The organism is Sphingomonas sp. FW306-1B-B10E (assembly GCF_058782005.1).
In genome coordinates this window covers 44,547-56,142 of the sequence record NZ_JBYSXG010000031.1, presented here as the reverse complement: position 1 = coordinate 56,142, position 11,596 = coordinate 44,547, and the positions used below count along the sequence as shown (strand labels likewise).

The following is an 11,596-nucleotide window of genomic DNA, read 5'->3' as shown; positions in this document are numbered from 1 at the left end:
AACCTGCTGCGCTTCATCATCGCCCCCTCAATGACGGACTCTAGCTCAAACTGGCGGAGTTCCAGGGAAGCACGTCAAGTGTGGGATACTTCGAAAATCAGCTAGAAAAACCTGCTGATTTCTGCGGGTTCATACATTTTTCACCGGTTTGGGCGAGGCCCAAAGGCGCAGGTGGCGGAGCGGGAGGAACCTCAGATTCTGCCGCATTGAACTGATTTCACTAAGAACTTTATGGCGCGGCCATCGGCTACCCCACATTTTTCCCCACACTTGGCGCGAGATTTTATGGAGCGGCGCGACACAGGCGGCGTCCGCTTTGCGCCCCGGTTGCCGTCGTTCGCGCTGTTACTCGCTTCACCCGAAAGCAGGCGTTCGTTCATTTGGAATACACTGGCTTTCGCATCCAGTTCTCGAGTGAGAGCCGACCGGATGTGCTGGACGCCGATGGGTTTTTCCGCGCTCGGCCGCGAGGCTCTCGGACTGATCGACGCGAACTTCCAGGAGCTTGACCAGTACTTCGTCACTCCGCGAACTGGAGATGACGGCGGCGATGGTTAAACCGTCGCCTCCTTGAGCTCCTCGTCGCCGACCAGACGCATGATTATGGTCTGCGAGCTCAGCACCGGGGTTCCGACTGAGTACGAGATGAGCTGGCCATCCTCGAAGGTGTGCTGCGTCGCCCCCGCGAATGCCTCCAGCGGGAGCCGGAACTTTGCGCGAGGGTTGTGGAAGACCTGCAGTTCATCGGACCAGCGTTCACCGTAATCGGCAACAACCTCCTCGCTGAACGGAGTGCCCACGACCGCGTTCGGGTCCGGGTCGAGGCGGAAGCCGATGCGAAGGTAGCGGTGGTCATCCGGTGCGTAGCCGGCGTCGACGCCCATGCGGTCGAACTTGGCTAGCGTGCCCGCATTCGAGAAGACCACCGCTGAGATGTTCTCGGCACCTTCCAGGTCGAAGAAACCCGTCTCGATGGTCTTCGTCTTATAGACGTGGTCGCCGATCTTGACGGTACGGATGGACAGACTTCCGTCGACGAACTCCCACTCAATGCGGTGTCCGTAGAGGTAGAGCCACAGTGCATCCTGCGTCCAGGTCATCGACCCCACCTCTCCGTCTCCGCCCGGCTTGTGGAAGTCGGCAACGGCGATCACGAACGGCTTGCCAGCTCCGGGACCGCGCTCCCAATAGCTTTCGCCGTTGGCGTTCTTCTTGTTCAACTTGGCGGTGAGCGACGCGCCGAACTTCATCGGCATGTAGTCGGAGAGGAAGACCTTCATCTCCTCTGGTGTCTGGGGATCGGGATGATCGGCGAGCACGCCAGCTTCCGACGGCGCGCAAGTTGTTGCCTCGATCGTGAATTCTCCGCGGGGCGACGCGATGTGGAAGTCCGGCGCTTCGGGCTGCGTCACGTCGTAGCCGAGCTCGCGGAAGACCGCCCAGAGGTACAGCTCCCACAGCCTCTGGTCGAACTGCTTCGTCTGGAACTCCTTCACGAAGTGCGGATCGCTAGGCGCAAGCCAAGGGCCGAGTTCCTTGAAGACGGCGCGGGCTGGTGCGCGGCCAGGAGTGTCGAGCAGCAGCTTGAAGTTCGGATGAAGATCCATCTCCTTCGTTCCGGGCGGTACGGTGAGTAGATCTGTGGGGTGATTGGTCTCGTCGCCTTGGGTGCCGAGTGCCGCGAGGTCCTCGCCGGATACGGCCTTCGCAATGCGTTCGCGAAGCGCGACCGTAGCATACCCCGCAGAGCGAAGGCTACCGTCCGTGTCGGCTGAGCGGAAGCGGCCGTTGCGGTCGCGAGCCAGCAGCGACCAGTAGTAGTCGTCGTCGGTGACGTCCCGAGCAATGACGCCGATTACCAGTTCATCGAGATCGGCCCAGTAATCGACCTCCTCGTAAAGAAAGGCGGCCGGGGACATTCTCGTGCCGATTGCAAGCAGGTTGAAGCGCGATCGAGAGATTCGATTGCTCAGCTTCTCACGTTCTGCGCGCGCCTTCCGCTTCGCCTTGGCCTCTCCCATGTCGCTCTTCCCCAAAAATTGAAGGCCGAACGTTGGAAGAGATACTCGCGCGTGCAAGACTCCGACGTATTCTTACGCAACATGCAACCAATTTGTGCAGGACCGATCATACGCTCGGTCCGCCAGTTTTGAAGTCGTTCTTCCTCGCTGCTGCAGGACTAGCGCGCCCAGCGCGTTCAGCGAGCGGAGGCCGACCAGCTTCCGTCGCCACTCGCGCCGTTGATCGCTCTAGTGCATTGGCGATCTCGGCAATTCCCTACCGCCACACTAGTGTCGCGATTGCATGGACCACCTCGATCAATTTCCCAAGCGAGACGACAACCGCGGTATAGAGGAGCGCGCGGTTGCAGCGTTCAACGCGCTGCTCGCAACCAGCGAAGCGTTCGACCTCCAGGCGGGCGACCGCAGGGACTACGGAACCGACTGTCAGATCGAGGCCGTTGGGTCGGGGGCGGCATCCAATGCACGCGTACATGTCCAGATTAAGGGTACGCGGCGTGAGCTCAACTCGGACGGCTCCGTCAGCGTTCAGGTCGCGCGGACCAACCTGAACTACCTCCTGGTTCAGCCACACAGCATCTACGTCTGTCACCACGAACCGTCTCGCTCGTTGCGCGTGAGAACAGTGGAGTCCGTGCTTCGGCAGTACGAGCACAACGGACGCGGATGGACCGAACAGGATTCGCTGACCATCACGTTTGACACGGAGCTGACCGCCGAGTGGCTCGGTGAATACTCAGCGCTCGTACGTTCCAGCGCGATCGCTTTGCGTCGCCGCCGCTCGGGTCAGATCGGCGCTGCGGCCTCGGTGGTGCCATCGCTGCTTCGGCGTCGCGCCCCGGACGTCCATGTTCCTGCGGATCGCGACGCTGCGGCCGAGCTCCTAAACCCTCTCTACGAAGAGGGCACTGACGATGCCATCAGCGCAGCCTTCGACCAGTTCGCGGCGGTGCTGGGTCCCGGCTCGGACGCCATGGGCCCCGCGTACATGGCAGAGATCAACTTCGGGATGGATGGCAGGGAAATCGACCGCGACCGGGTCGAGGCGGCCATCAAGCACTTTAGGAACAAGCTCAGGCATGGACGCTTTCAGCCCGCAAGTCTGAACTATACGATAGGTAACGCCTATTCCGCGCTCGGGCGCGAAGTTGAGGCCCGCATCGCCTACGAGACGGCCCTCTCCGATCCGAAGATCGCGAGAATGGGCGAGCTGGAGGCGCAGATCGAGAAGAACCTCGGGACGAGCATCGAGCGGCTGGGAGACGAAGTGTCGGCGGCGTCGCACTACCACCGGGCCTTGGAGCTGGATCCCGCGCTCCCCGAGGCCCACTACGCCTTGGGCCAGTACCACATCCGCAATGGCAGGTATCAGGAAGCCCTCGACCATTTCGACCAAGTAGTTTTCGAGAAAAGGCAACCCAATGCGATGTCAGGCGTCGCCAGCTGGAGGATGAACGCACTGTTCAATCTGGGCGAAGGACGCGCTGCTTTTCGCGAGATCAACACCATGCTCGGTCGAGCTGAGGACGAGATGTGGATCTGGCCTTGGTGCGCGAGGCTGGTCGCGCTCTTCGGGAGGACCACTGTGGACAATGCGCGACAGGCCCTACCGTTCTGGCGCCGCTACGTGGCTCGGTATCCCGACCATCCGCGTGCCAGAATCGAGCTCCTGATGGCAACATTCTACTTGCGCGGTCAGGGTGTGGACGTTGGCAAGACCTACCGTGAATTTCGGGTCGAGTTTGACGAGCACATTGCGAAGGCTGATGATTCCGATGCAGCCCTGCCATGGGACAGGCTGGGGCATTGGGCGCAGGAGGAAGAGGACTGGGACGAAGCGGAGCGGTGCTATCGTCGGGCATATGACCTCGACGGAGGCGAATATGGATACTGCCTAGGTACGGCACTGCTGTTTCTTGGCCGGCACGAGGAGAGTCTTCCGCTACTCCTAGACCAAGCTGAACGGATACAGCCGGACGCGTTGAGCTGGGTGCAGGTCGCAAACGCGTACCTTCATCTGGACCGATCCGACGAGGCCGTCGCTGCTTTCCGCAAGGCAACGGAGATTGATCCGACCGACGGTACCGCGTTCTTCGAACTGGGTGGAGCGCTATGGAATAAGGGCGAGCGGGATGAGGCCGTCAGCATCTGGTGGGAAGCTCTGGGAAATTTTCCGCAGCATGAACTTCGCAAGCAAGCGCTCGATTGCGTGGCGATCCACCTGGCAGGCGGCGTCCTTTTTGGGGAAGCCCCGGCGGATCCGACTAACACTCATTCGTGATCAGTCTCGGGTTCCGCATCGGCTCCTTAATATGCCACCGCAGGACGACACGCTGCTCGTATCCTGACCATCGATCAGCGGGCTCGTCAGACTCCGTCCCCAATACGCCCCATACTCTCGGCCGTTCAGCCTCGTTCGGCGCGCGCCCCAACCTGTCGTCCGTTAATCTCACCGGACGACCCGCGACGCCGCTAGTTCCAACTCGGGATCGTCAGCGACGGGACCCCCTTTGCGGAGCAGCGAATCCTGGAGTGGCTAGACCCGCACCCGACCATGCCCTGCTCATTTCATGATGGAAAAAGCGGTGGACGAGGCGCGGGCCATCCCCCGCTTTCCATCTGCGCGGCGATATCGCGATCGCTGAACCGCCTGACGGTTGATGCCGCCAAGAACTGTACGCCGACAGCAAGCCGCACCACCGCCAGCCTATTCAGACCCGCCGGCGCGTACCGGCTCGCAACGTAGGGCGGCAAATGCCCAACCACATCGGTCGCGATCGCGTCGTCGCGGTGCGGCGTCTCTTGCGCGAGCCTGGCCATGAGCTTCGCGAGATCGTGACCGTCCCTGCCTTTGAACGAGTTCGGATCGGCCCCGTTCTTCACCAACGCGGCCTTCAGCGACAACTCGGCCGTCATGCAGATAGGCTGCAGGACCGAGTCCACGCTGAACGCCGTCGGCAGATTATTTGCCGCATCGGCCAGATTCGACGTCGCCATCTTCCACAGGGTCAGCTCCGGACCAGCGCCACCCTGCATGTCGTCCAGCCCGTAGGTGAGATCGTGGAGATCGGCGAATGCGAAGCTCGAGCGGGCTGCAAGCTCCCGATCCTCTCGGCACCAGCGCCACCACTCCTCGTCGCTGGCGAAGCCCAAGCCGTTCCAGACGGATATCTGCTGGGGTCTACCGAACACGACCGGTACCACCACACGCCGAACCTGATCGACGACGGCCGCGAGCCCGATCCCCATGCCCGGCCAGTTGGCCTCAACCTCGGGGATCATCTGGGCATACGCATCCATGATCCGCTTCACTTCCGGATTTCCTCCAGCCCCAATTGAGAAGCTCGATCCGAGGATCTCCATCGCAGCATGAAATGGGCGCTGATGCGGATGCAGTCCCCGCTCGGCAAATTTCACGTCCAGCGCGTGAAGCGTTTCCTTTGTCCAGTTGGTCATCAGCGCGCCTTAAAGGAATTTAGCCGCGATATCGCGTCGACCGGTAGGGTCCGTGTGCGTGATCTTGTCGTCCTTGGGATAGTAGAACCCCGTCACGTAAAGGTCGTGCTTCCCGATCTCCACCCGGATCGACAATTCCATGCCGTCGTCCCAGGTGTCGCGGACCGAGGCCTTGCAGGTTTCGCCACGCAGCTCGAACTCGAACGAGGGACTTTCTCGGTCCCACGCGTCGATCGCCGTACGGATGAGAGTCCGGGCGATCGCGTCGCGCTTCTTGGGCGAGAGCATGTCGAGCGACGATTCCAGTATCGGACCGAACATGCCGCTGGCATTCATCGCTTCCAGAATCTTGCGCATGTGTGCGCCGGCGTGCTGATTCACGAAGAGCGACGACCGGGACCCATGTGGGCCGCCGAGGATGTTGAGCCGAATGTTCCACCATGTCTCCGCGACCTGCGCGCGATCAGCCGCTGCCGCCATGTTCTGCGTGAACCAGGCGATGGCGTCCCGGCTTCGAATGGTGCCATCCGCCTCAAGCTCCACGTTCATGGCGACCACAACAACCGGGTATGCGCTGTCCGCGTACAGCGGCCCGTCGAGCCTGCGCGCATAGAGCCCGGGTATCTGCCCAACCGACGCGACGAGCCTGTCCGCCTTAGCGTCGGAATAGGGACAAGTAACGAATCCGCGCACGAATTCCTGAGTGTGGTCGACGCCTGCATAGGCCTTCAGTTGCCTGACATCCGAGATGTACTCCCCTCCGTTTCGAAGAGGCATCGTCAGGATGGGATGCCAGTCAGGATACCGCTCGACGGCATTGCCGAGTTCCTCGATCAACTGTGCGACGCGATCTCGACCCGCCTCCCGGTCGCTAAGATCGCTGGTGAGGAAATTCAGTGCCCTTGCATTCTGCTGAGCGGCAACGGCCGGAGAGCGAAATTCCATAACACGAGACCTCCACGTGAGATGATCCATTCACGTAAGTATAGCAGTTTACGTGAACATTCAATATCGTGGCGCAGCGAGTGTCTGCAATGGTTGGCCGCGGCGCAGCCGGTACGTGAAGCTGATCGGCAAGGGGCGCCGCGGCGGGCGTGGCTCTCCGCCCGGCGCGAGCTAGCGCCGCTGATTGGCGGAAGGACCGCCGATACGGTCGATAGCCCGTGGAGGCTGCCCCATTGAAATTGCGCTGGATCGATCGCGCTTCTTTAGGTGGACACCCACTCCTCGGGTACCAATGCTTGACCCCGCCACTCTTCAATCAACTCAACGCCCGGCAGCCCGCCCCAAACGTCCTCGTCCGCGTGGTCCAGCACAATGACCTGCAAGCGCCCACGCGCGGCGAGTGCTTGCTGTCCAAGCAGCTGGAACACCTTTCGTACCGCGACGACGTCCTCGTCGCGCCAAGAGACAGGCTCGATGGCCTCATCTCCCGCAACGCGACGGGGAAAATAGACTTGGCTGGGCTGGTCATAAACCAGCAACCCCGGGACGGGATGGTGCGGGATGTCGAGGAAGAAGTCCTGCAACGCGAGAGTTAGCGCGACATGGTATGCAAGCCAGTTCGCGCCGCTGCCAATTTCCCAGAGATAGTCATCTCTCCTCCCCCGAACGACCTTCACCGTAAGGTCATCGACCATCAGGCGAACGGGCGCGTTGGGCCACTCCGCGTCGAGACGAGGCACAAACCGGCCGGTGGTGCCTTCAATCGTGTCGAGAGCGTTACGCAGCTTTCGCGCGATTTCTGCCTCGGAGACGAGCGGTTGCAGCTCCCCAATCTGCCTCTTGAGCCCGTCGATCTCCTGGCGGAGGCCCGCGGATTGATCCGTGCGGTCATAAAGGAGCAATGCCTGTTCAAGGCGCCCGAGAAAGCGTTCCATCCGATCGAATCGGTCGATGGCCTGCTTGGCCTGTTGCGAGTTGCGCTCGAGGAGACCGATCTCGCGCTTGATCTCGTTCAGGCGGCCCAGAAGAAGTTCGGTCGAGCCGCGCAGACGCAGGATTTCCCTATCGAGCGTGTCCGAAATGCTAGGGTGGGTGCGGAGGCGGACCTCGACAGCTGCCAGCGCATCGCTGAGCTGCTCGATCTTGTCGATACCCCCGTCGCCAATAGCGGCAAGAGCCTCCTGTGGGCGCTCCTCGCCGGTCAGCTGGCGGATCCAGTCCGATAGCGACAGGCGATCACGCTGGATTCGGATCGCGCTGCCATAGGCGTCGCTGCTTTCGATCAGGCGTCGCAGCTCGGTAAGGCGTTGGCGCTGCTGAGTGAGTTCAAGGGAAACCTTGCTCTCGTCTTCTCGCAGCTGTCGAAGGCGATTCATCGATTGGTCAATGCCCTCGATCGTCGGGTGGGCGGCGTCCGAATTCCTCGCCACAACGCCGCGCAGGAGCTCAACGATATCGGTCCAAGCGACAGGAATCTGCTCACTGGGAAGCACCAGGCCGAACTCGATCGCCTGTCTGATCCACGCCTGCGCTTCCAACCGCCAAGCATTCCCGGCTGCGGTCAGCGCTCGCAGGTCGCTTTCCCGGCGCCTTAGCAGCCGCCCCAGCCGCTCGAGCTCATAGCGTGCCTGCAACACGTCCGCGGTCACCGCCTGCAGCACATAGGGGAAGATGGTCTTCAGCTTCTCGCGATGCTCGGTGGTATCCGCCTTGAAGAACATCACGTCCGGGTTGGCCACGATATTTTGCGGCTGGAAGGTGAACGCCATCAGGTCACGGAAGCTGGGTCGAGACTTGAAGGTTGCTTCGGCGTCCGGCTCGAAATCCAAGTTGGTCAGGCCGGCCAGACGGTTGAGCACCCGCTTCACGGCCTTTACCGTGGTGTCCTTCCCGGAAATGCGCTGCGGGACATCGACGGTGTCACCTTCGATCAACACCATGTCGTGCGTGCCCTGCTGATCGCCGGGCTCTCGGCGTGCGAACAGCTTCTGTCCCTCAACGGTGTCGACGACGATCCCGAACCAGCTGCAGTTCTCGCGGATGACGCCGACGGGAATCGCGCATTTGTCGGCAGCCAGACAATAGTCGATGATGGGAATGACGGCCGACTTCCCGGTCTTCGATGCACCGCTGATCACGTTGACGACACCTGGCGCGAAGCTGACGATCCGCGGATCGCGGTGGTCGCGGGGCCAGAGAATCAGTTTTTGAAGCTGGAAGAACATCAGAAATCGACCCTGAGTGTTGAAGCGATTTGAGGTAGGCCCAGCTTCGAGAACCAGTAGCCGATTTTTTCGGCCGCCGAGCCGAAGCCCTTGAGCCGTTCAGGCACGACCGGCTTTTTTGCGCCGAGCAAGTCCAAGGGGTAGGCTCTCAGGGCTGCTTCGGCGTAGTCGATCCGGATGAGACGCGCGGTTGTCGCCACGCCGATCGCTTGAAGGCTCAACTCTCGCAGCTGAAGGGCGCGATCATGCAGCGCCACCAGCGTCTCGCGTTCCTTGTCGAACTTCGCAGCGAACAGCGCCAACCCGGAAGATTTCCTGGTCGACATGACTTCCTCGAACGTGGGGCGATGGAGCAGCATCGGCAGCACCAGGAATGCGAGGGGCAGCGGCACATTTTCTGCGCCGTCCTCTTGGTACCCCAAGCCGAAGTGCCAGATCAGATATGCGCCGACTGCCGGATTCTGAACGGCTTCGATCTCGCCCAAGCTTGCACCGTAGATGAGGCTCATGCTTCGTCCTCATCGAGCAGGGCATCGGAATGGGGGTGCCAACCAAGACGTCGCCGATCGGCAAGATCGTGAAAGCTTCCCTGTACGAAATGATCGGGAACCGCGCGACCTTCCAGCGGAGCCTGATGACGCATCGCCTGGCGGAATGCCAACCGACCCTGAAGTGAAGACGGTTTGTCGCCGTGCAAGTCGGCGACATCTCCTCGGATGAGGCTATGTCGCGCCACCAGATCGTCGTCCCAGCTCTCGAGGCTTCGTGGGAAGATGAAGCCGCGGTCAGCCCAGTCGGCTTTGTCCGCGGAGGTTAGCAAGAAGTGGCTGATGGCGCGGAGCCGTTCATCCTCCTCGACTTCGACGAGTTCTAACTGGCGGATGAAGACCGGGCGGGTCGACGCGATCGCGCTCACGACTTCCGGGCCCGGAATCTCGCTCGTTGATACCAGCAGCCCCGGCAAATTGTTGAGCCGTACAAAGGCGTGGAAGTCACGACGGAAGGAATCCGCCTCGAGTATCGGCAACTCACCGCGCTGGATCAGGCGATCGATCGCCTGCTTTGCCTGCCCGATCCCTGATTTGATCAGGAGGTCGATATGCTCATTGGCGACCGATGGCTTAAGAAGATCGCGGATGGTATCGAGCGGGTCCTCGGAATCGGCGATCAGCGTGAAGGGTAGCCCAATCGCCTGCTGGGTCGTTTGCCCGGCCTCTAGGAACCGCTGGAGGTGCGCAGCGCAAGCCGGAGGGGTTTTTAGCTTCCCTAGCTTCTGCTTCACCGTCTCGATCGCACCGCTCAGTTGCTCGACGTTCCCGGCCTCAGACAATGACTTAACAAAATCGCCAGACTTGGGGGGCGTCACATAGATGCTAAATCGTGTTGCCCCCGGGGCGCAAGTCCCGGCCTCAATCATCACGAGCCAGTTGTCGAAAGCCTTCCAAAGGTCGGTTGCCCAATCCGAAACCGGATTCTGCTTCTGCGCGCTTTTGGTTTGCTCAAGATAGAGGCTGCCGTCGAGGTAATGAACGGCCACGTCGTCGAGGTATTCTAAAGAGACCCGCGCGCCCTTGGGGCATGTGAGCAAATGATAGAATAGCCGCACAGGCTGCAAGGCGTAGCCTAAATACTGGCCTGCAGCGCTGTGCTTCGTCGGCTTGACTTCGGCATTCATCGTTACGCCCCCTGCGGACGATGCTGTGCGAAAGGGCTAGCTCCGGTCAACCAGGAAAAGCGTCCGGGTCGGTCATCCTCAGAACCCCACTCACGCCGAGCGAAGCTGCCGCTATGGCTCGCCCCGGCGCCCGCTATGCGGTCGAAGGCTTATCGCAACTTGCCTGAAGAGCGGGATCAATGATTCCACGGATGCGAGAAGGTGTTGCCAGGCGAATACATAGCTGCCGCTTCATGCTCCGGATGCTCCAAACCTGCCATTCCGCAACCGGCCCAACAGCTGCCGGACTGGAATGCACCCTAAATCGGGCCGTTCGGACGCGGTTGCCCGATCCCGGTAGCTGCCATTCGCCGAGGCTCGTCCGCACTTCCCCTATCGCGAGGAGGGAGCCAACTCCGCTGCCAGCAACCGCGCTCGCTACGACGCAGTGCGCGGACGAGCGTATCTGGTGGAGCCGCCGACCATGAACTTCAGCATGTGGATCGCGCGCTACATGCAATTCTTCGACTTGCTCAGCGACACGAGCCGCGCGGGTCTCGACGACATTGCGTTGGCGGTGTTCCACAAGTCGGTGATCGAGCAGTGCGACCGGATCGATGGCGAAATTACAACATCCTCGGCAAGCAGCATCGCTGCCCCCTGCCATTGCTCCCGTCACGGCGCGGCGTGGCTGGAAGTGCTGCGTGCGCGTGAAACCAAGTGACTGGCAAGCAGGGGCGAAGCAACGCCACCCCTGGGGAACATGACGCGGACACGCTTGAGTCGCAAGTCGGATCGAGTGAAGATCGCTGCCATGCCTAAGTATGATGTGCCCGACACGGCGACAGACGATTCCGCGCTCGACCGGTTCGTCGAGGCGCAGGCGCTGGTCTATGCGACGGTGCTTGATGAGCTTCGCGGCGGCGCCAAGCGGACCCATTGGATGTGGTTCATCTTCCCGCAGCTTGCCGGCCTCGGGCGAAGCGACATGGCCAAGCTATACGCCATCCAATCGGCCGAGGAGGCGCAACGCTATCTCGACCATCCGATCCTCGGCAAGCGCTATCTCGACAGCATCGCAGCCTTGCAGGGCCTCGCGACCAACGATCCAGTCGCAGTGCTCGGCGCGGTCGATGCAGTGAAGCTGCGCTCGTCGCTGACCTTGTTCGAGGCAGTACGACCGCTGCCGCTGCTCGCCGCGGCACTCGATCGCTGGTTCGGCGGCGAGCGCGACCTTGCGACGCTTAAGCTGCTTGCGCAGGTGGGTTCAAGCTAGCGTCGTCCCGCGGTGGACA

9 protein-coding genes are annotated in these 11,596 nt (G+C 61.4%); 3 read left to right on the top strand and 6 right to left on the bottom strand.

Annotation, left to right across the window (positions count from 1 at the left end; genetic code table 11):
* Nucleotides 1-554: 554 nt before the first annotated feature.
* On the bottom strand, nucleotides 555-2,021 hold the full coding sequence (locus AC3WJI_RS13220; protein WP_492757738.1) for a hypothetical protein: 1,467 nt from the start codon (nucleotides 2,019-2,021) through the stop codon (nucleotides 555-557).
* Nucleotides 2,022-2,304: 283 nt separating this feature from the next.
* On the opposite strand from AC3WJI_RS13220, the gene AC3WJI_RS13215 reads away from it, so the two are divergent.
* On the top strand, nucleotides 2,305-4,302 hold the full coding sequence (locus AC3WJI_RS13215; protein ID WP_492757737.1) for a tetratricopeptide repeat protein: 1,998 nt from the start codon (nucleotides 2,305-2,307) through the stop codon (nucleotides 4,300-4,302).
* A gap of 287 nt (nucleotides 4,303-4,589) precedes the next feature.
* Here the strand turns inward: AC3WJI_RS13215 and AC3WJI_RS13210 are convergent, their stop codons facing one another.
* The 5 genes from AC3WJI_RS13210 to AC3WJI_RS13190 form a co-directional block, all read right to left on the bottom strand.
* Nucleotides 4,590-5,477 (bottom strand): HEPN domain-containing protein, encoded by an 888-nt coding sequence (locus tag AC3WJI_RS13210; protein WP_492757736.1) that lies wholly within the window; start codon nucleotides 5,475-5,477, stop codon nucleotides 4,590-4,592.
* A 9-nt stretch (nucleotides 5,478-5,486) separates the two neighbouring features.
* On the bottom strand, nucleotides 5,487-6,422 hold the full coding sequence (locus AC3WJI_RS13205) for a hypothetical protein (RefSeq protein WP_492757735.1): 936 nt from the start codon (nucleotides 6,420-6,422) through the stop codon (nucleotides 5,487-5,489).
* A 263-nt stretch (nucleotides 6,423-6,685) separates the two neighbouring features.
* Nucleotides 6,686-8,647, bottom strand: a complete 1,962-nt coding sequence (locus AC3WJI_RS13200; protein ID WP_492757734.1) for a DUF3732 domain-containing protein — start codon at nucleotides 8,645-8,647, stop codon at nucleotides 6,686-6,688.
* Nucleotides 8,647-9,156, bottom strand: a complete 510-nt coding sequence (locus AC3WJI_RS13195; protein WP_492757733.1) for a three component ABC system middle component — start codon at nucleotides 9,154-9,156, stop codon at nucleotides 8,647-8,649. Before AC3WJI_RS13195 ends, AC3WJI_RS13200 begins: the two co-directional genes overlap by 1 nt.
* On the bottom strand, nucleotides 9,153-10,322 hold the full coding sequence (locus tag AC3WJI_RS13190) for an ABC-three component system protein (RefSeq protein ID WP_492757732.1): 1,170 nt from the start codon (nucleotides 10,320-10,322) through the stop codon (nucleotides 9,153-9,155). The genes AC3WJI_RS13195 and AC3WJI_RS13190 overlap by 4 nt, the downstream gene beginning before the upstream one ends.
* A gap of 448 nt (nucleotides 10,323-10,770) precedes the next feature.
* On the opposite strand from AC3WJI_RS13190, the gene AC3WJI_RS13185 reads away from it, so the two are divergent.
* Both AC3WJI_RS13185 and AC3WJI_RS13180 read left to right on the top strand, forming a co-directional pair.
* Nucleotides 10,771-11,025 carry a hypothetical protein gene (locus tag AC3WJI_RS13185; protein ID WP_492757731.1) on the top strand — a complete coding sequence of 85 codons (255 nt, stop codon included), beginning with the start codon at nucleotides 10,771-10,773 and terminating at the stop codon, nucleotides 11,023-11,025.
* A 90-nt stretch (nucleotides 11,026-11,115) separates the two neighbouring features.
* Nucleotides 11,116-11,577 carry a DUF1810 domain-containing protein gene (locus tag AC3WJI_RS13180; protein ID WP_492757730.1) on the top strand — a complete coding sequence of 154 codons (462 nt, stop codon included), beginning with the start codon at nucleotides 11,116-11,118 and terminating at the stop codon, nucleotides 11,575-11,577.
* Nucleotides 11,578-11,596 lie beyond the last annotated feature (19 nt).

Excerpts from the sequence above, each read along its gene's own strand:
- AC3WJI_RS13220 (WP_492757738.1), bottom strand. The coding sequence starts at position 2,021 with ATGGGAGAGGCCAAGGCGAAGCGGAAGGCGCGCGCAGAACGTGAGAAG.
- AC3WJI_RS13215 (WP_492757737.1), top strand. The coding sequence starts at position 2,305 with ATGGACCACCTCGATCAATTTCCCAAGCGAGACGACAACCGCGGTATA.
- AC3WJI_RS13210 (WP_492757736.1), bottom strand. The coding sequence starts at position 5,477 with ATGACCAACTGGACAAAGGAAACGCTTCACGCGCTGGACGTGAAATTT.
- AC3WJI_RS13205 (WP_492757735.1), bottom strand. The coding sequence starts at position 6,422 with ATGGAATTTCGCTCTCCGGCCGTTGCCGCTCAGCAGAATGCAAGGGCA.
- AC3WJI_RS13200 (WP_492757734.1), bottom strand. The coding sequence starts at position 8,647 with ATGTTCTTCCAGCTTCAAAAACTGATTCTCTGGCCCCGCGACCACCGC.
- AC3WJI_RS13195 (WP_492757733.1), bottom strand. The coding sequence starts at position 9,156 with ATGAGCCTCATCTACGGTGCAAGCTTGGGCGAGATCGAAGCCGTTCAG.
- AC3WJI_RS13190 (WP_492757732.1), bottom strand. The coding sequence starts at position 10,322 with ATGAATGCCGAAGTCAAGCCGACGAAGCACAGCGCTGCAGGCCAGTAT.
- AC3WJI_RS13180 (WP_492757730.1), top strand. The coding sequence starts at position 11,116 with ATGCCTAAGTATGATGTGCCCGACACGGCGACAGACGATTCCGCGCTC.